The organism is Variovorax sp. DAIF25, from assembly GCF_050711835.1.
GTDB lineage: Bacteria > Pseudomonadota > Gammaproteobacteria > Burkholderiales > Burkholderiaceae_C > Variovorax.
Map to the genome: position 1 here is coordinate 5,395,832 of NZ_CP136636.1, position 17,874 is coordinate 5,413,705.

At 70.7% G+C, this 17,874-nt stretch carries 17 protein-coding genes; 6 read left to right on the forward strand and 11 right to left on the reverse strand.

Going from position 1 to position 17,874, the window contains the following annotated elements:
• Positions 1-4: 4 nt before the first annotated feature.
• A complete protein-coding gene (locus R0232_RS25010) occupies positions 5-589 on the reverse strand; it encodes a nucleotidyltransferase family protein (RefSeq protein WP_431509800.1) in 585 nt (194 codons plus the stop codon).
• Between the two features lie 32 nt (positions 590-621).
• On the opposite strand from R0232_RS25010, the gene pdxH reads away from it, so the two are divergent.
• Positions 622-1,275, forward strand: coding sequence for a pyridoxamine 5'-phosphate oxidase (gene pdxH, locus R0232_RS25015; RefSeq protein ID WP_057598633.1), 654 nt, complete (start codon positions 622-624; stop codon positions 1,273-1,275).
• A 4-nt stretch (positions 1,276-1,279) separates the two neighbouring features.
• Here the strand turns inward: pdxH and R0232_RS25020 are convergent, their stop codons facing one another.
• From R0232_RS25020 to msrA, 8 genes are all read right to left on the reverse strand, one after another.
• Positions 1,280-2,488: an OmpA family protein gene (locus tag R0232_RS25020; RefSeq protein WP_203202143.1), complete on the reverse strand. Its 1,209-nt coding sequence runs from the start codon at positions 2,486-2,488 to the stop codon at positions 1,280-1,282.
• Positions 2,488-2,874 carry a hypothetical protein gene (locus tag R0232_RS25025; protein ID WP_177239219.1) on the reverse strand — a complete coding sequence of 129 codons (387 nt, stop codon included), beginning with the start codon at positions 2,872-2,874 and terminating at the stop codon, positions 2,488-2,490. The genes R0232_RS25020 and R0232_RS25025 overlap by 1 nt, the downstream gene beginning before the upstream one ends.
• A 151-nt stretch (positions 2,875-3,025) precedes the next feature.
• Positions 3,026-3,976, reverse strand: coding sequence for an AEC family transporter (locus R0232_RS25030; protein WP_093340103.1), 951 nt, complete (start codon positions 3,974-3,976; stop codon positions 3,026-3,028).
• Positions 3,977-4,043: 67 nt separating this feature from the next.
• Entirely contained in the window at positions 4,044-6,143 is a 2,100-nt protein-coding gene (locus R0232_RS25035) for a TonB-dependent receptor (RefSeq protein ID WP_431509801.1), read from the reverse strand.
• A 77-nt stretch (positions 6,144-6,220) separates the two neighbouring features.
• Positions 6,221-6,631, reverse strand: a complete 411-nt coding sequence (locus R0232_RS25040) for a hypothetical protein (RefSeq protein WP_431509802.1) — start codon at positions 6,629-6,631, stop codon at positions 6,221-6,223.
• Complete coding sequence (locus tag R0232_RS25045) at positions 6,631-8,820, reverse strand: TonB-dependent receptor (protein ID WP_431509803.1); 2,190 nt, start codon at positions 8,818-8,820, stop codon at positions 6,631-6,633. The genes R0232_RS25040 and R0232_RS25045 overlap by 1 nt, the downstream gene beginning before the upstream one ends.
• 81 nt (positions 8,821-8,901) lie before the next feature.
• Positions 8,902-9,294, reverse strand: a complete 393-nt coding sequence (locus R0232_RS25050; protein WP_431509804.1) for a hypothetical protein — start codon at positions 9,292-9,294, stop codon at positions 8,902-8,904.
• A 19-nt stretch (positions 9,295-9,313) separates the two neighbouring features.
• Positions 9,314-9,865 (reverse strand): peptide-methionine (S)-S-oxide reductase MsrA, encoded by a 552-nt coding sequence (msrA, locus tag R0232_RS25055; RefSeq protein ID WP_431509805.1) that lies wholly within the window; start codon positions 9,863-9,865, stop codon positions 9,314-9,316.
• A 100-nt stretch (positions 9,866-9,965) separates the two neighbouring features.
• Between msrA and R0232_RS25060 the strand changes: the two genes are divergently transcribed.
• From R0232_RS25060 to R0232_RS25075, 4 genes are read left to right on the forward strand one after another with little or no spacing between them, the layout of a single operon-like run.
• A complete protein-coding gene (locus R0232_RS25060; RefSeq protein WP_093340115.1) occupies positions 9,966-10,679 on the forward strand; it encodes a TetR/AcrR family transcriptional regulator in 714 nt (237 codons plus the stop codon).
• 41 nt (positions 10,680-10,720) lie between these two features.
• Positions 10,721-11,398 (forward strand): protein-L-isoaspartate O-methyltransferase family protein, encoded by a 678-nt coding sequence (locus tag R0232_RS25065; protein WP_093340116.1) that lies wholly within the window; start codon positions 10,721-10,723, stop codon positions 11,396-11,398.
• A gap of 14 nt (positions 11,399-11,412) precedes the next feature.
• The gene (locus tag R0232_RS25070; protein ID WP_057596286.1) at positions 11,413-11,751 is read left to right on the forward strand and encodes a rhodanese-like domain-containing protein; all 339 of its coding nucleotides are present in this window, start codon (positions 11,413-11,415) and stop codon (positions 11,749-11,751) included.
• 24 nt (positions 11,752-11,775) lie between these two features.
• Positions 11,776-13,314 (forward strand): TolC family outer membrane protein, encoded by a 1,539-nt coding sequence (locus R0232_RS25075; RefSeq protein ID WP_296781302.1) that lies wholly within the window; start codon positions 11,776-11,778, stop codon positions 13,312-13,314.
• A gap of 4 nt (positions 13,315-13,318) precedes the next feature.
• Here the strand turns inward: R0232_RS25075 and R0232_RS25080 are convergent, their stop codons facing one another.
• The gene (locus R0232_RS25080) at positions 13,319-14,749 is read right to left on the reverse strand and encodes a 3-deoxy-D-manno-octulosonic acid transferase (RefSeq protein WP_431509806.1); all 1,431 of its coding nucleotides are present in this window, start codon (positions 14,747-14,749) and stop codon (positions 13,319-13,321) included.
• Between the two features lie 12 nt (positions 14,750-14,761).
• Complete coding sequence (locus R0232_RS25085; protein ID WP_431509807.1) at positions 14,762-16,144, reverse strand: phosphomannomutase/phosphoglucomutase; 1,383 nt, start codon at positions 16,142-16,144, stop codon at positions 14,762-14,764.
• Between the two features lie 113 nt (positions 16,145-16,257).
• Here R0232_RS25085 and R0232_RS25090 point away from each other — a divergent pair, with 113 nt between their 5' ends.
• Positions 16,258-17,871, forward strand: coding sequence for a DNA-3-methyladenine glycosylase 2 family protein (locus tag R0232_RS25090; RefSeq protein WP_431509808.1), 1,614 nt, complete (start codon positions 16,258-16,260; stop codon positions 17,869-17,871).
• The last annotated feature ends 3 nt before the right edge of the window (positions 17,872-17,874 follow it).

Here is a 17,874-nt window from a genome sequence, read left to right on the forward strand (position 1 = left end):
AGGCTCAGCCGGCGTCGGGTGCGCCGGCCGCCTCGCGCGCGCGCCACAGCGCCTCGGCGCGCGCCAGGGCCTCGGGGGTGTCGATGTCGGTCACGACGCCGGCATCGTCGAGTGCCAGGTCAGCTACCGAATCCATAGCACGCAAAGCCCGCAGGACGGGCGCCGCGCCAAAGTTGCCTTCGAGCGCGGCGAGCGCCGCCTGGCATCCGGCGGCAAAGCCCACCGGATGGCCGCGCTCCCCCTGGTAGCTCGGCTGCGCCGCCTGCACGCCGCCCGCGAGCGCCGCGGCCACGGCGCGCATCGTCCGCGGCAGCACCAGCGGCAGGTCGCCCGGCAGGATCAGCCAGCCGGCCGCGCCCGCCGTGGCGCGCACCGCGGCCGCGATCGAATCGCCCATGCCCGGATGGCCCGCATCCTCCACATGCCAGGGCAGGCCGCTCGCGCGCACGGCGTCGAGCGTGCGCTCGAGCACCGGCCTGCCGGCCAGCGGCGCGCGCAGCTTGGAGCCGCTGCCGCCGGCGGCCACGAAGCGTTCGCCGCGGCCCGAGGCCAGCACGATCACGGTCGGGGGATTCGCGAGGGAGGTCACGGCGCGAGTATCGCTTGGGCAACAATGCCGCCATGACTTCCCCGACTTCCCAAGAATCGCTGGCCGCGCTGCGCAAGAGCTACGAGCGCGCCGAGCTCGGCGAGGCGCACAGCGCCGACGATCCGCTGCGCCAGTTCGAGCGCTGGCTCGACGAGGCCATCGACGCCCAGGTGCCCGAACCCAACGCGATGACCTTGTGCACCGTCGGCAGCGACCTGCGGCCCTCGAGCCGCATCGTGCTGATCAAGGGCTACGACGCGCGCGGCCTGGTCTGGTACACCAACTACGAGAGCCGCAAGGGCCGCGAGCTCGCGGGCAACCCCTATGCCTCGCTGCAGTTCCACTGGGTCGAGCTCGAGCGCGTGGTGCGCATCGAGGGCCGGGTCGAGAAGGCCGGCGCCGACGAGAGCGACGCCTACTACGCGAGCCGCCCGCTCGATTCGCGCCTGGGCGCCTGGGCCAGCCCGCAAAGCGAGGTGATCGGCGGGCGCGAGGTGCTGGTGAAGAATGCCGCCGTCGCCGCGGCGAAGTACCTGCTCTCGCCGCCGCGCCCGCCGCACTGGGGCGGCTACCGGCTGGTGCCCGACCGCTGGGAGTTCTGGCAGGGCCGCAAGAGCCGGCTGCACGACCGGCTGCGCTACCGGCTCGAGGCCGGCCAGTGGGTGCGCGAGCGGCTCGCGCCCTAAACCATCAGGCCTCGCAGGCCGTCACCTTGAATTCGACGCGGCGATCGAGCGCGTCGCTCGCATCGTCGGCGCCCGTGCCCACGATGTTCTCGCGGAAGCCCGCGCCGGCTTCGCGCAGCTTCTTCGCCAGCGGCGGGGCCTCGCCCACCAGCCGGGTCTTGACGGTCACCGCGCGCTGCAGCGACAGCCGCTCGTTGACCGCCTCCGAGCCCGTGCGGCTGGTGTGGCCGGTCACGACCACGCAGGAATCGATCTGCGCCGCCTGGCGCGCGATCTGGCGCAGCCACATCGGGTAGGCGGCGCTGATCTTCGGGTCGGCCAGGAAGTCGGTCGAGCCCGGCTTGAACAGGAACTTCACGCTGAGGTTGTTGGTTTCGAGCCCCAGCCGCGCGAGCGTGCCGAAGGTCTTCTCGGCATCGGCGGTGCGACCCAGCTGCGACTGCGTGAGGTACAGGCCGCTGTAGACGCGCAGCTGCTGCCCGTCGGGGCGGCGCGAGGCGGCGTCGTAGCGCGCCAGCGCCTCCTGCAGCCGGCCGGCCTCGTAGGCGGCGGTGGCCTCCTGCATCACGGTCGCGGTCGGCAGGCGCTCGAGGTAGAGCGCGTCGGCGGCCTGGCCCGGCTGGGTCTCGGCGGTGCGGATGTAGCCCTCGACGCCGCGGTCCTTGCCGTTGACCGGGCTGTCGCGGAAGAAGGCCGTGGGCCGGGTGTCGAGCGAGGCATCGCTGATGCGCGCCACCGACTGCGCGATCACCACGCCGCTCTTGATCTCGGTCAGCGCGAGGTTCAGCCGGTAGGGCGAGCCGCCCGCCTCCTTGTCGCGCACCAGCGTGCCGTTGAGCACGTACTGCGCGGTGGCGATCTCGGTGCTGTTGAACGGCGTCACGGTGAACTGCTTGAACTGCGCCTGCATGCGCTGGACGATGCGCTGCTCGGCCACGCGCGTGACCTCGGTCTGCTGGCCGCTGGCACTCTCGAGCAGCGGGTCGATGACGATGCGGCTCTGCTTCATCGAGGACTCGACCTTGGCGAGGAAGCCCGGCAGCTTCTTGGTCTGCACCATCAGGTCGTCCACGGCCTGGTCGACGGCCTGTTCGAAGGGCATCGCGTTGCCCGGCTGCGGGCGCTGTGCCGCGCAGGCCGCGAGCAGCACGGCGGCGGCGCCGAGCGCCATCGCGCGCAGCGCGCCGCGCAGGCTGGAGGGGATCTTCATCATCAGCATTGGCTCCTCAAGTACGTCATGTCCTGGTCCGACAGCGGCTCGCCCACGGCGGCGCGCATGTTGATCTCGGTGCAGCGCTTCGTCGGCGCCGGCCGGCGCACGGGCGCGGGCCGGTCGGCCTCGTGCTCCGCCACGCGGGCCGGCGGCGCCTCGGCCGGCGCGCGCGGCTTCGGCGGCGGCCGCGCGGCCGCCTTCTCGCTCGGCCGGTCGACGGCGGCCGGCGGCTTCGCCGGTTCGGGCGCCGGTTTCTCCTCCGGCTTGGGCACGGCCAGACAGGGCGTGCGGCACGGCTTGGCCTGCGCCGCCGCCGGCGTGGCGGCGCCCAGCAGCAGCCATGGCGCGATCGCCGTCGCGATCAGCACCATCGCAGCAACGGGCATGGATCGCGTCTGGCAAATCATCAGCGGGGAAATGTAGAGCGGCCGGCGGCGCTCCACATCTCGCCAAACGGCCACCCTGCCGAACGGCATAGGGGGCGCGGGGCGGGCAGGAGATCGAAAGGCTACGGTTTCGCGTGGCCCGGGACGGATGTCAGGGCAACCACTGCACCCAGAGCATCACCAGCGTGAGCGTGACCAGCGCCAGCAGCGTGGAGACCGCGACGCTGGCGGTCACCAGGTCCTCGGCGCTGCGGTAGCGCTGCGAGAACAGGAACACGTTGGCGCCGATCGGCAGCGCGGCCGCGACCACCATCACCGTGAGCGGAATGCCGCGCACGCCGAGCGCCCAGCCGATGATCGCCACCAGCAGCGGATGCAGCAGGTTCTTGACGCCGGCCTGCACCATGGCACTGCGCCAGTGGCGCCCCACCGGCGTGAGCGCCAGCGTGATGCCCACCATCACCAGCGCCACCGGGCCGAAGGCCTGGCCCAGCAGCTCGATGGTGCGGTCGACCGGCTGCGGCATGACCCAGCCGCTCTGCGCGAACAGCAGGCCCGCGATGATCGGCAGCGGCACCGGATGGATGATCGCATTGCGCAGCGCGCGCAGCACGGTGCGCAGCATCGAGCGCTTCTCGGCGCCGCCGACCACCGCATGCTCGCGCGCCACCGCGAGTTCGAGCACCACGGTGGCGCTGGTCATCAGCACCAGCGAATGCAGCGAGATCAAGGTCAGCAGCACCACCATGCCGGCCTCGCCATAGGCCAGGCCGACCAGCACGATGCCGATCATCACGGTGTTGCTGTAGGTGTTGGCGAGCGCGAGCACCGCGCCCGTGCGATTGAAGCCGCGCAGCGCCAAGGTGGCCGCGAACAGCAGCCCCGAGGCGATGAAGTAGGCGGCCACCGGCTTGAAGCGCAGTTCCTCGACGTGCACGCCGCTCATCGCGCGGAACAGCAGCGCCGGCGCGAGCAGCAGGAAGATCAGGTTGGAGAGGTCCTTGACCGCGGGGCCGCCGATCCAGCGGCGCCTCCCGGCCAGGTAGCCCGCCGCGATCAGCAGCACGACGGGCAGGAGGGATGAGATGACGAACGAATTCACCGGTCGAGGATAGCCGAGCGTTCTCGCCCGCCTCCCTCCCCCGCCGGGGGAAGGAGGCCCCGTCCGGTCAGAAGGTCACGCGCACGCCCACCTTCAGCGACCGCCCCGGCAGCGGCGCGGCCGGGTACACCGTCGTCGTCAGGATCGAGGTCGCGCTGTAAGCCAGCTTGTTGCCGATGTTGTCGACGCGCGCATACCAGGTGAGGTTGGCGCGCTGCACCTTCATGCGGTAGGCGATCGAGGCGTTCCACAGCGTGTAGGCATCGGTCTCGCGCGCGCCGACGCCCGGCACGCGGTGCTGCGCGGCGTTGTAGTCGAAGCCGACGCGGCCGCTCCACGGGCCGTTGCCGTAGACCAGCGTGGCGCCCACGCGGACCGGCGCGATGCGCGGCAGCGGCTCGCCGGTGTCGGTGTTCTTCGCGCGCACCAGGTCGCCGCGCCACTCGAGGTCGAGCGTGCCGGCGTCGGCCATGCGCGCGAAGCCGTCGCTGCCCAGCAGGCGCAGGTTGCCGCTGGCCTCGATGCCGGTGAAGCGCGCGCGCACGCCGTTGTAGAGGTACTCGGCCAGCGTGTCGCTGACCTCGGGGTCGGTCACGACCTGGCCTTCCTCGTCGAGCGTGCGGCCCGAGGCGGTCAGGCCGATGTAGTTGCGAAAGCGCGTGACGTAGGCGTTGACGCGCGCCGTGTTCGGCCCCGACTTCCATTGCGCGCCGAGGTCGAAGCCGGTCGACTGCTCCTTGCTGAGGTTCGGGTTGCCGACCTCCCACGCGGCCGTGGCCACGTGCGGGCCGTTGGCCAGCAGCTCGTAGTCCTTGGGCGCGCGCTCGGTGTAGGCGATGTTCGAGGTCAGCTGCCACTGCGGCGCGAGGTTGACCAGGGCGCCGAAGGCGGCGCTGTTCGGGTTGAAGGTGCGCTCGCCGATCGCGAAGCGGTTGATGCTGGGATCGTCGGGATAGCCGAGCGAGCGCACCGTGACGCGCTCGGTGCGCGCGCCGAAGCTCAGTTTGCCCCACGAGGTGCCCATCTCCTCGTAGAGGAACAGCGCGCGCGAGCGCGTGCGGCTGTGCGGCGCGAAGGCTTCCTCGCCGTCGGCGGCGAAGCGGTTGGTCTCGGCGCTGAAGCCCATCAGGCCTTCCAGCGGGCCGATCTTCTCGTGCCGCACCTCGACGCGCAGGTCGTTGCTCATGTTCGAGAAGGTGGTGCCGGCCTCGGCGCCCTCGAACTCGGTGTGGCGGTAGTTGGTGTGGCTGAGCTTGGCGTGGACGCTGCGGATGATGCCGCCCGGGCGCCATTCGCCCTCGATCGCGTAGCGGTCGGACTTCATCGCGATGGTCACGTCGTCCTCGGCCACGGTGCCGTAGTTGCTGCGGTAGGTGCTGGCCGAGGCACCGATCCAGCCCCGGTCGAAGAACAGCGTGCCGCCGATCGCGCCGCCGTGCGCCTCGTTGGCCGAGTTGCAGATCTTGCGCGCGCGCCAGGGCGAGCCGGGCTTCTCGCAGTTCAGGTCGATCGGCGCCGAGACGTCGCTCGAGTCGCGCTTGAAGGCATCGGCATGCAGCGCGAAGCGGCCGTTGCCGCCCTCGAGCATCACGGCGCCGTTCTTCTCGCGGTTGCCGGTGGCATAGCCGAGGTCGGCACGGCCGCCGAAGCCCTCGATCGGCTCGCTCGGGATGCGGTTGTCGATCAGGTTGACCACGCCGCCGACCGCGCTGCCGCCGTACTGCAGCGCCGACGGGCCGCGCAGCACCTCGACACGCTCGGTGACCAGCGCGTCGACCGGCACCGCGTGGTCGTAGCTCAGCGCCGAGGCGTCGGGCGCGCCGCCGCCGTTCTGCAGGATGCGGATGCGGTCGCCGTCCTGGCCGCGGATGATCGGCCGGCTGGCGTTGGGGCCGAAGTAGGTGCTGCTGACGCCGGGGATGTTGTCGAGCGTCTGGCCCAGCGTGGACTGCGAGCGCAGCAGCAGTTCGTCGCCCGAGAGCGTGGTGGTGGGCGCGATCAGGTCGCTGGCGCCCAGCGGGTTGCCGGTGACGGTGATCTCGCGCAGGCTGGTGGTGGGTTGCGGGTTCGGCGAGGGATCGGCGGGTGCAGTCTGGGCCAGGGCCGCGGCCGAGGCGAGCGAGAGGACGGCAGCGCCGATGGCGTTGCGACGGAATTGGGGGGTCATGATGAAAACTCGTTGAATCGATGAGCGACCGCCGGCCACCCGTGCGCGACGGGGGCGGCGAATCGGAAACGGAAAATTCAGCGAGCGACAGGCGGCCCGCGGGCCTCGAACGGCGCGACCCAGCGGACGATGGCCTCGCCCTGCAGGTAGGCGAAGCTCGCCGCCGGCAGCTGCATCGGCAGCAGCACCAGCGGCACGCCCAGGGCGCCGGAGCCGTGCGCGAGCCGGTCGTACAGCCGGCATTCGGCGTCGGTGCGATCGCCGAACAGGGCATGCAGCCAGCCGTGCCGCGCGGCGGAAGCATGCGCCTGCGCCTCGTGCACGCCCTGCGTCGCGCCGGCGGCCGCGGCCGTGCGCCGGGCCTCCACGGTCCGGGTCCAGTCGCCCGGCACGTGCAGCGTGGCATGCACGAGCCCGAGGGTCGACGCCGCCCACACCGCAAGCAGCAGCGTGAGAACGACGGCGCGCGACAGCCTCGAGTGCTTCATCAGAAGTGCGTGGTCATGCTCATGTAGACGCTGCGCCGCGTGCCGTATTGCGGTGCGCCCACGCCGACGCCGGTGCCGTCGCGCAGCAGGTAGCTCTTGTCGAACAGGTTCAGGATCGCGACGCGGCCGACCACGTCGCTGCCCGAGGCGTACTTCCAGGTGTGGGCGTAGGCGGCGTTGACCACCGTGTAGTTCGGCAGCGCGGCGCTGTTGGGCGCACCGCCGTCGGGCGTGCGGCGCAGGCCGCTGCCGAAGATCACGTCGCCGCTGATCTGGTCGTCGCCGAAGCGGTAGCTGGCGCCGGCCGAGGCCGTCCAGGTCTGGTCATGGTCCAGGTACACGTCATGGTTGGCGATGTAGCCCAGCTCGTCGGCGCCGAACAGCGACTGGCTCGACACGATGTTCCTGCCCATCGCCTTCTGGTGGGCCAGGTTCGCATAGGCCGACCAGTGCTCGTCGTTGTAGCGCGCCGACAGCTCCACGCCGCGCGCGAAGCCATCGGCGTAGTTGAACGGCGACAGGATCAGCGCCTGGCCGAACTGGCCTTCGTCGACCAGGTTCGTGATGTTCTTGTAGTAGACGTCGGCCGACAGCGACAGGTTCGGGCTCAGCTTGTGGTCCACGCCCAGGTCGAAGTAGTGGGTGCGCTCAGCCTTCACCGGATCGGAGACCGCGATCTCCGGCTGGTTGCTGGTGCCCGCGTAGAGGTTGATGCTCTGCTGCGACGCCAGCTCCTGCGGCGGCGGCGTGAAGTAGCGCGCGTAGCCCGCGTGCAGCGCCGTGTCGTCCGACAGCTTGTATGCGAGGTTCAGCCGCGGGCTCCACTGGTGCTCCTTGGTGAAGGCATCGACGCTGTCGTAGCGCAGGCCGTAGTTGAGCGTGAGCTTCGGGTCGATGCGCCACTCGTCCTGCAGATAGAGGCTGGCGAGCTGGCCGACCTTGCCGGAGTCGTCGTTGATCAGCAGCGGCGTGTCGCCGGCCTGCGCGCCGCTGTCGTCGACCGGGAACACGTTCACCGCATTGATGCTGCGCGTGGTCTGCCGCGTGTAGGCGCCGCCGAAGCGCAGCGTGTGCGCGCTGCCGAGCTTGTACGAGGCATCGGCCTGGAGGCCGTTGGACGAGTTCGAGCGCAGGGTGTCCGAGGCCACGCCGTTGTAGACCAGGTCGCCCACGGGGTCCGGCAGGTAGTGCAGGTTCGAGTACTGGTGGAAGGCCGAGACCTGGAAGTCGAGCGCGCCGAGCGTCTTCTGGAACGACAGCGCGACGAAGCGCGTGGCCTCGGTCTGCCGCTCGCGCACGTCGGACGACGGCAGCGCGTTGAAGCCCGAGCCCAGGTCGCTGAAGCCGGCGAGCGAGAAGGCCGGGGCCTGGCCGGGGTTGGTCGGGATCTGGAACTTGCCGTTGTAGGTGCCGAACATCAGGCCCAGCCGCGTGTCGGCGTCGAGGTAGTAGGACAAGGTGCCGAAGGTCTTGCCCTGGCGCGTGCGGTCGTTCTGCGCGTTGAGCGTGGGCTGGGGGTTCTCGATGCCGCTGGTGTTGGACACCAGGCTGCCCGACAGGTAGTAGCTCAGGTTGCCGCTCGTGCCGTAGAACGATGCGTTCTCCTCCAGCGTGTTGTGGCTGCCGAAGGTGAAGCCGAGCGAGCCGCCGGGCTTGCCGAGGCCCTGCCTGGTCTGGATGTCGACGATGCCGGCGGTGCGCAGGCCGTACTGCGCGGGCAAGGCGCCGGTGAGGAAATCGACCGAGTCGATGTAGCGCGTGTCGAGCGACTGGCCGAAGCCCGAGATGCCCTCGGGCAGCTGCACGCCGTTGACGCGGTACTGCACGTTGCCGTGGTCGTCGCGCACGTGCAGCGAACCCGAGGCCTTGGAATCCTTGGCGACGCCCGGCAGGGTCAGCAGCACGTCGTCCAGCGGCGTGGCGTCGCCCTTGCCGAGCGCGTCGATGGCCGAGCGGTCGATGCGGTAGACGGTGGCGCCGACCGCGGGCGACAGCTCCATGCGCGCTTTCTTGAGGCGCTCGGACTGCGCCTCCACCGTCACCGCCGGCAGGGCGCCGGCGGCGGGCAGCGCGCCCGCGGAAGCATCGGCGGCAGGCGCCGGCGCGGCGAGCTCCTGCGCGACGGCTGCCAGCGAGAGCAGGGAAAGAACGGCAACGCCGATGGCATTGCGACGGAAATGGGGAATCATGAATGGACACTCGTTGAATCGATGGGCGACCCGCCGCCACCCGTGGCGAACGGGTGCGGCGAGCCGGAACACAAGGGGGATTCAGCGAGAGGAAGGCGGGCCGCGCGCGTCGAACAGCGCGACCCAGCGGGCGAGAACCTCGCCCTGCAGGTAGGCGAAGGTGGCCGTCGGCAACAGCATCGGCAGCACCACCAGCGGCACGCCCGGTGCGCTGGAGCCATGCGAGAGCTGGTCGTACAGGCGGCACTCGGCATCGGTGTGCTCGCCGAACAGGCTCGCCAGACCGTGCGCGGCATGGTCGTGCCCGGCGTGGTCGTGGTCCACGTGCGCGGCCGCGGCCGCCGCGGGCAGGCCCGGCGCGTGCAGCGAACGGTGCATCAGCCCGAGCGTGCCCGCGAGCCACAGCGCGATCGCCAGCGCGAAGACGAGCACGCGCTGCGAGCGGGTCGGGCCGGACGAAAGGGCGAGGTGCACGGGCGCGGCGGAAAGAGGATCAGGCCTTGACGCGCGCGGCGAAGGTCTTCTGGAACTTCTCGACCTTCGGCCCCACGACGAAGGCGCAGTAGCCCTGGTTCGGGTGGTTCAGGAAGTAGTCCTGGTGGTAGGCCTCGGCGGTCGAGTAGTTGTCGAGCGGCTTGACCTCGGTCACCACCGGCGAGGCGTAGGTCTTGCCGGCCTCGATCTCGCGGATGACCTCGTCGGCCACCTGCTTCTGCGCCTCGGTCGTGTAGTAGATGCCGCTGCGGTACTGGGTGCCGAGGTCGTTGCCCTGGCGATTGAGCGTCGTGGGGTCGTGAACCACGAAGAAGATCTCGAGGATCTCGCGCAGGGCGATCTGCGCCGGGTCGAAAGTCAGCTTCACCACCTCGTTGTGGCCGGTGCGGCCGGTGCAGACCTGCTCGTAGCTGGGATTGACCGTCTGGCCGTTCGAATAGCCCGATTCCACGTCGACCACCCCCTGCACGCGGTCGAACACCGCCTCGGTGCACCAGAAGCAGCCGCCGCCGAGCACGATGGTTTCGGTGGTGGAAGGCGAAGAGGTCATGGGGGACTCCAGGAACGGACTGACAAGGGAACCCGATATTGTCGCGGCTTGACGCATTCGATGCGGCTCACTACATTACTAACCCGCGAGTCATTAAATAATGCCCACTCCCCGATTCCTTGCCGACAAGATCTGCCCGGTCCGCGCCAAGCGCGAGCGGCGCAAGGAGGCGCGCCCCGGCGAACTGCTGGCGGCGGCGCTCGATCTGTTCGTCGAGAAGGGCTATGCCGCCACCCGCTCGGAAGAAGTGGCGGTGCGCGCCGGCGTCTCCAAGGGCACGCTGTTCCTCTATTTCCCGAGCAAGGAAGAGCTGTTCAAGGCCGTGGTGGTCGAGAACCTCGGCGGCCGCTTCACCGAGTGGAACCAGGAATTCGAGACCTTCGAGGGCACCACGGCCCAGATGCTGCGCTACTGCATGCGCGTGTGGTGGGAGCGCGTGGGCCTGACCCAGGCCTCGGGCCTCACCAAGCTGATGATGAGCGAAGGCGCCAACTTCCCCGAGCTGGCCGACTTCTACCGCCAGGAGGTGGTGCGGCCGGGCCATGCGTTGCTTCGGCGCATCATCCAGCGCGGCATTGACCGCGGCGAGTTCCGGCCGGTCGACGTCGACCACACCATCTACTCGGTGGTCGCGCCGATGATCTTCCTGATGCTCTGGAAGCACTCGGCCAACCTGTGCGTCGACGAGGGCGACAACTTCGACCCGCTCAAGTACATCGAGATGCAGGCCGACGTGGTGCTCTACGGCCTCAGCACCCAGCCGCGGGCGCAGGCGGAACCCGACGAAGCCGCTGGCCCGTCGGGTGCCGCCTAAAATTGAAGGTTTGTCCTGACCCGCCCCCAGAAGGAAAACCCATGAGCACCGCCCCCACCCTCGAGCGCTTGCGCTTCAACATGATCGAACAGCAGATCCGCCCCTGGGATGTGCTGGACCTGGAAATCCTCGACCTGCTGGCGGTCATCCGCCGCGAGGACTACGTGCCCGAGGCGCACCGCGCGCTGTCCTTCTTCGACATGGAGCTGCCGCTGCTCGACGGCTCGGTGCCCGGCGAATTCATGCTGTCGCCCAAGGTCGAGGCGCGCACGCTGCAGGACCTGCACGTGCAGAAGCACGAATCGGTGCTCGAGATCGGCACCGGTTCCGGCTTCATGGCCGCCCTGCTCGGCGCCCGCGCCGCCAAGGTGCTGTCGCTCGAGATCAACCCCGAGCTGGCCGCCCGCGCCGCCGAGACCCTGCGCCAGAACGGCGTGACCAATGTCGAGGTGCGCCATGCCGACGGCGCCGTGCCGCTGCCCAGCGGCCCGAGCTTCGACGTGATCGTGCTCAGCGGCTCGGTCGCGCGCATTCCGCAGAACCTGCTCGGCTCGCTCAAGGTCGGTGGCCGCCTGGCGGCGATCGTCGGCGACGAACCCATGATGCGCGCCCACTTCGTGACCCGCAGCAGCGAGAGCAAGTGGGACACGATCCAGCCCTGGGACACGGTGGCGCCGCGCCTGCTGAACTTCCCCGAGCCGTCGCGCTTCGCGTTCTGATCCGGGCCCACCGCATGATCGATCAAGTCCGCCCCGCCGACCTCGCCGCCTGGTTTGCACAGGACGCCGACGCACCCGCCGTGCTGCTCGACGTCCGCGAGCCCTGGGAGCTGCAGACCGCGAGCGTCGCCCCGGCGGGCTTCACGCTGCTGGCGATCCCGATGAACGAGATCCCCGCGCGCCTGTCCGAGCTCGACGAGAACCAGCGCATCGCCTGCCTGTGCCACCACGGCGCCCGCAGCCAGCGCGTGGCCGCCTTCCTGCACCAGAACGGCTTTGCGCAACTGGCCAACGTGGCCGGCGGCATCGACGCCTGGTCCGCGCAGCACGACCCCGCCGTGCCGCGCTACTGATTCTTCCGCTCCCAAGGACTTTCAATGCCTCCCAGGCCCCGGCTCCTGCCTCTTTCCGCAGCCATCGCAAGCCTTCTTGCCACGCTGCTCGCATCGCCGGCCCAGGGCCAGACACTGAACGAACTCTACGAATCGGCGCGTGGCTTCGATGCCACCTACCAGGGCGCGCGCGCCCAGTACGACGCCAGCGTGGCGCGCGCGGCGCAGGCCAAGGCCGGCATCCTGCCGGCCGTCGGGCTCAGCGCGGGCGTGAACCGCAACAACCTCGACATCGACGTCATCACTGGCAACCAGCAGGGCAGTTCCTCGCGCGACTTCACGCAGCAGAACGTCGGCATCAACGCCACCCAGCCGCTGTACCGGCCCGCCAACTGGGCCACCTGGGAGCAGGGCAAGCGCCAGGCCGAGATCGCGCAGTCGGTGTTCACCATCGCCGAGCAGGACCTGATCGTGCGCGTGAGCCAAGCCTATTTCGACGTGCTCGCGAGCCAGGACAGCCTGTCGCTGGTGCGCGCGCAGAAGGCGGCCGTGTCCGAGCAGCTCGCCTCGGCCAAGCGCAACTTCGAGGTCGGCACCTCCACCATCACCGACTCGCGCGAGGCCCAGGCCCGCTACGACCTCGTGGTGGCGCAGGAGATCGCGGCCGAGAACGACCTGCGCGTGAAGAAGATCGTGCTCGACCAGCTGGTGGGCCGCCCCGGCAGCGTGCCGGTGCCGCTGGCCGTGCCGGTGGTGCTGCCGACCGCGCAGCCGGCCGACATCGAGGCCTGGGTCTCGCAGGCCGACGCCGGGCATCCGGCGATCCGCCAGGCGCAGCTCGGCGTCGACGTGGCGGGCCTCGAGATCGAGAAGGCGCGCGCCGGCCACAAGCCCACGCTGGACGCCAACCTCGGCTACAACGTCACGCGCAACCCGAACGGCACCAGCACCAGCACCGTGGGCACGCGCATCAACGCCGCCACCGTGGGCGTGACCTTCAACCTGCCGCTGTTCGCGGGCTTCGCGACCGAGAACCGCATCAAGGAAACGCTGGCCCTCGAGGACCAGTCGCGCAGCGTGCTCGACGGCACGCGCCGCAACGTGGCGCAGGCCACGCGCGCGGCCTACCTCGGGCTGGTCTCGGGCGCGGGCCAGGTCAAGGCGCTCGAGGCCGCCGAGGCCTCGAGCCAGAGCGCGCTCGACGCCAACCGCCTGGGCTACCAGGTGGGCGTGCGCATCAACATCGACGTGCTCAATTCGCAGAGCCAGCTCTACCAGACCAAGCGCGACCTCGCGCAGGCGCGCTACAACGTGCTTTTGGGCAACCTGAAGCTGCGCCAGGCCAACGGCACGCTGACCGTGGCCGACATGGACGCCATCAACGCCACGCTGGCGAAGAACGGCAGCGTGCCCGCGGTGCCGGCCCCATCGACCACGCCGGCCGATCCGAACGCCGTGGCCGTGCCGCCCGCGCGGCCCAGCGTGCCGGTGGTGCCGCCGGTGCCGGTGGCGCCGTTCAATCCGCCGCCGCCCGCGATCCCCGTGGCACCGCCGCCGCCGCCGGTGCTGAACCCGGGGCGCTGAAACCCTAGTCGAGCGTGGGCTCCGCGCGTTCGCGCGGGCCTTCAGCTGCCGGCTGCGCAGCCTGGGCCGGCGGCTTCGCCGGCTCGTCGGCCAGCGCCGGCTCCACCGGTTCCTCGGGCTCGGCCGCCATCGCGATCGTGAGCACCGCGGCCGCCGTGCGCTCGGCCGCGCCGCGGTTCGAGGACGAGAAGGCCTGCGCGGCCTGCGACATCGCCTCGCGGCGCTCGCGGTTCTCGACCAGCTTGAGCGCGCTGGTCACGGCCTGTTCCATGGTCTCGACACGCAGCGAGGCACCGGCCGCGAGCGACAACTGCGCGGCCTCCGCGAAATTGAAGGTCGACGGTCCCATCACGACCGGGCAGCCGCAGGCCGCGGGCTCGATCAGGTTCTGGCCACCCAGGGGTTCGAAGCTGCCGCCGAGCAGCGCGACGTCGGCCAGGCCGTAGTACAGCGCCATCTCGCCGAGCGAATCGCCGAGCCAGATCTCGGCCTCGGCCGGCTGGCCCGCCGTGCTGCGGCGCGCCACCGCGAAGCCCTCGGCCTCGATCAGCGCAGCCACCTCGTCGAAGCGCTGCGGATGGCGCGGCACGATCATCCACTGCACGTCGTGCACCCGCTTCGAGATCGAGCGGACCGCACCCTGCTCGGGCGGCACCGGCGCGGTGGCGCCGAAGCGCCGCAGCACCTCGAGCAGCAGGCGTTCCTCGCCGTCGCGCGAACTGGCCAGCACCACGATCGGCTTGGGCAGCGTGCCGCGCAGCTTGGCGGCCGCATGCAGCTGCCGCACGTCGGGCGTGGCGTCGAACTTGAGATTGCCGTAGATGCCCGAGACCTTGGCGCCCAGCGACACCAGCCGGTGCGCGTCGGCCTCGGTCTGGGCCCAGACCGCGCTCAGCGCCGAATAGGCCGGCCGCGCCAGCCAGCCCAGCCGCTCGGCCGAAGCCAGCGATTTCTCGTTGAGCCGCGCATTGGCCAGCACCAGCGGGATGCGGCGCTCGGCGCAGGCCGCGGCCATCTCGGGCCAGACCTCGGTTTCCATCAGCACGCCGATGCGCGGCTGGAAGCGGTCGAGGAAGCGCGCCACGGCGCCCGGCGTGTCCCAGGGCTGCCAGACCTGCGTGTCGCCCTCGCGCAGCAGCTTGGCGCCCTCCTCGCGGCCGGTGGCGGTGCCGTGCGTGAGCAGGATCGGGATCTCGGGGAACTGGCGCCGCAGCTCCTCGATGAGGATGGCGGCGGCGCGCGTCTCGCCGAGCGAGACCGCGTGCACCCAGCACTGGGCGTGGCCGGTGGTGGCGGCGTCGTAGTGGCCGAAGCGCTCCTCGACCGCCACCGCGTAGCCGGGCTCGGCCGCCGCGCGGCGCCGCAGCTTGCGGCGCACCAGCGGCTGGGCCAGGGTGGTGAAGGCGCCGTACAGGCGCAGCAGCAATGAACGCACGGTGCTCTTGCCCTAGTGCGCCGCGGCGGCGAGCGCAGCGTCGGATTTGACGGTCTGGAGCAGCGCCAGCATGCGGGCCTGGATGCGTTCGAGCGCCGCCTGGGTCTGGCCCTCGAAGCGCAGCACCAGCACCGGCGTGGTGTTGGAGGCGCGGATCAGGCCGAAGCCGTCGGGCCAATCGACGCGCAGGCCGTCGATGGTCGACACCTGCGCCGGAGCCTCGAAGCTCGCCGCCTTCAGCAGTTGTTCGACCACCGCGTGCGGCTCGCCCTCGGCGCATTTCACGTTGAGCTCGGGCGTGGAGAAACTCGTGGGCAGCGCGTTGAGCACGTCGCTCGCGTTCGGGCTCCTGCTGAGGATCTCGAGCATGCGGCAGCCGGCATAGGTGCCGTCGTCGAAGCCGAACCAGCGTTCCTTGAAGAAGATGTGGCCGCTCATCTCGCCGCCCAGCGGCGAATCGAGTTCCTTCATCTTCGCCTTGATCAGCGAATGGCCGGTCTTGAAGATCAGCGGCTTGCCGCCCGCGGCCTCGATCGCCGGGCCCAGGCGCTGCGAGCACTTCACGTCGTAGACGATGGTGCCGCCCGGCACGCGCGACAGCACGTCCTGCGCGAACACCTGCATCTGGCGGTCGGGGAAGATGTTCTGGCCATCCCTGGTGACGATGCCCAGCCGGTCGCCGTCGCCGTCGAAGGCCAGGCCCAGCTCGGCGTCGCCCTGTTGCAGCGCGGCGATCAGGTCCTTCAGGTTCTCGGGCTTGCTGGGGTCGGGATGGTGGTTCGGGAAGTTGCCGTCGACCTCGCTGAACAGCTCGGTCACCTCGCAGCCCAGGGCGCGGAAGATCGCGGGAGCCGTCGCACCGGCGATGCCGTTGCCCGAATCGACCACGATCTTCATCGGCCGCGCGAGCCGCACGTCGCCCACGATGCGCTGCACGTAGGCCTCGGTCACGTCGACCCGGCGCACGCTGCCGCCGGGCGCGAGCGTCGCGCTGCCGTCTTCCATGGCCTTGCGCAGCGCCTGGATCTCGTCGCCATGGATCGCGCGGCCAGCCAGCACCATCTTGAAACCGTTGTAGTCCTTGGGGTTGTGGCTGCCCGTGACCTGGATGCCGCTGGTGGCAAGCGTGTGGGCCGCGAAGTACAGCATGGGCGTGGTGACCGCGCCCACGTCGATCACCTCGATGCCGGCGGCCACCAGGCCACGGATCAGCGCTTCGGAGAGCGCAGGGCCCGACAGGCGGCCATCGCGCCCCACGGCCACGGATTTTTCGCCGGCGGCGCGGGCCGCGCTGCCGAAGGCCCGACCCAAGGCTTGTGCCACTTCGGCGTCCAGCGTGGAGGGCACCACGCCGCGAATGTCATAGGCCTTGAAGATCGAGGCGCTGAACTGCATGAAAAAGGATTCCCCTCAGGATTCGTGGACCCGGGGATTGTAGGCATCGCCAGGGGTACCCACATGTCCGAAAACGGCCAGTCGAAACGCCTCGAAACCTTAATATTTGGCCCATGACAAACGCCAACGCCTCCCCCGACGTGCTCGAGAGCGATGCCTGCTACCTGGCGCTGAAGACGCACGACGCGCGCTTCGACGGCTCGTTCTTCACCGCGGTGACCTCCACCGGCATCTACTGCCGCCCGGTCTGCCGCGTGAAGCTGCCGCGGCGCGAGAACTGCCGCTTCTTCCGCCATGCGGCCCAGGCCGAGGCCGAGGGCTTCCGCCCCTGCCTGCGCTGCCGGCCCGAACTGGCGCCGCGGCCCATGGGCACGGCCAACTGGTCGACCGAGGATGCCTCGCGCATCCTCGCGCAGCAGGCGGCGCGGCTGATCGACGAGCCCGACGCCTGGACCGACGAGGGCCCGGGCGCCGCGCAGATCGCGGCCCGGCTCGGTGTCAGCGACCGCCACCTGCGCCGCATCTTCGAGGCCCAGTTCGGCGTCTCGCCGCTGCAGTACCTGCAGACGCGCCGCCTGCTCGCGGCCAAGCAGCTGATCGCCGACACCCGCCTGCCGATGACGCAGGTGGCGCTGGCCAGCGGCTTCGCGAGCGTGCGCCGCTTCAACGCGGCCTTCGTCGAGCACTACGGGCTCAATCCGAGCGCCTTGCGGCGCGCCGGCGGCGCCGAGGGCGGCGACGGCCGCGCGATCGAGGTGCGGCTGGGCTTTCGCCCGCCCTACGACCCGAACGCGATGCTCGGCTTCTTCGCGCGGCGCGCGCTGCGCGGGGTCGAGAGCATCACGGCCGAGGACGGCAAGGTGCCCACCGCCGGCAAGAACGCCAAGGCGCCGGCCCCGGCCTTCACGCGGCTGGCGCGCACGCTGCGCGTGCAGCACGGTGCGCAGGTGCATGCGGGCTGGCTGCAATTGCGCTTCGACATGGCGCGCGAACAGATGCTGCTGTCGGTCAGCAATTCGCTGGCCCCGGTGCTGCCGGTGGTGATCAGCCGCGCCCGCGCCATGCTCGACATCGACGCCGACCCGATGGCCATCAACGCCGCGCTGCACGACGCCTTTCCGCATGGCGACGGGCTGCGCGTGCCGGGCACGGTCGACGGCTTCGAGCTCGCGGTGCGCGCGGTGCTGGGCCAGCAGATCACGGTGGCCGCGGCGCGCACGCTGGGCTCGCGGCTGGTCGAGGCCTTCGGCGAACCGATCGCCACGCCCATCGACGGGCTCGACCGCCTGTTCCCCACGCCCGCCGCCATCGCGGCCGCCAGCGGCGATGCGCTGGGCCAGCTCGGCATCGTGCGCCAGCGCCAGGCCGCGCTGCATGCGCTGGCGCGCGCCGCGGCCGAAGGCCGGCTGCCGCTGCACGCGGGCGCCGACGTGCCCTCGACCATCGCCGCGCTGCAGGAACTGCCGGGCATCGGCGCCTGGACCGCGCAGTACATCGCGATGCGCGCGCTGCGCTGGCCCGATGCCTTTCCGGCCGGCGACGTCGCGCTGCAGAAGGCGCTGGGCGTGAGCACCGCGCGCGCCGCGAGCGAGGCCTCGCAGGCCTGGCGCCCGTGGCGCAGCTATGCGGTGCTGCGCGCCTGGCACGCACCCGTCCCTTCCACGCCGTCCGTCGAGCCAGCCGCCGCGGATATCCCTTCCAACCCAACGGCAGGCCTCACCGCCTGAAAA

Bases quoted from the DNA above. Each gene is read 5' to 3' on its own strand.
- pdxH (WP_057598633.1), top strand. From the start codon at position 622: ATGACTTCCCCGACTTCCCAAGAATCGCTGGCCGCGCTGCGCAAGAGC.
- R0232_RS25020 (WP_203202143.1), bottom strand. From the start codon at position 2,488: ATGATGAAGATCCCCTCCAGCCTGCGCGGCGCGCTGCGCGCGATGGCG.
- R0232_RS25025 (WP_177239219.1), bottom strand. From the start codon at position 2,874: ATGCCCGTTGCTGCGATGGTGCTGATCGCGACGGCGATCGCGCCATGG.
- R0232_RS25035 (WP_431509801.1), bottom strand. From the start codon at position 6,143: ATGACCCCCCAATTCCGTCGCAACGCCATCGGCGCTGCCGTCCTCTCG.
- R0232_RS25040 (WP_431509802.1), bottom strand. From the start codon at position 6,631: ATGAAGCACTCGAGGCTGTCGCGCGCCGTCGTTCTCACGCTGCTGCTT.
- R0232_RS25045 (WP_431509803.1), bottom strand. From the start codon at position 8,820: ATGATTCCCCATTTCCGTCGCAATGCCATCGGCGTTGCCGTTCTTTCC.
- msrA (WP_431509805.1), bottom strand. From the start codon at position 9,865: ATGACCTCTTCGCCTTCCACCACCGAAACCATCGTGCTCGGCGGCGGC.
- R0232_RS25060 (WP_093340115.1), top strand. From the start codon at position 9,966: ATGCCCACTCCCCGATTCCTTGCCGACAAGATCTGCCCGGTCCGCGCC.
- R0232_RS25065 (WP_093340116.1), top strand. From the start codon at position 10,721: ATGAGCACCGCCCCCACCCTCGAGCGCTTGCGCTTCAACATGATCGAA.
- R0232_RS25070 (WP_057596286.1), top strand. From the start codon at position 11,413: ATGATCGATCAAGTCCGCCCCGCCGACCTCGCCGCCTGGTTTGCACAG.
- R0232_RS25075 (WP_296781302.1), top strand. From the start codon at position 11,776: ATGCCTCCCAGGCCCCGGCTCCTGCCTCTTTCCGCAGCCATCGCAAGC.
- R0232_RS25085 (WP_431509807.1), bottom strand. From the start codon at position 16,144: ATGCAGTTCAGCGCCTCGATCTTCAAGGCCTATGACATTCGCGGCGTG.
- R0232_RS25090 (WP_431509808.1), top strand. From the start codon at position 16,258: ATGACAAACGCCAACGCCTCCCCCGACGTGCTCGAGAGCGATGCCTGC.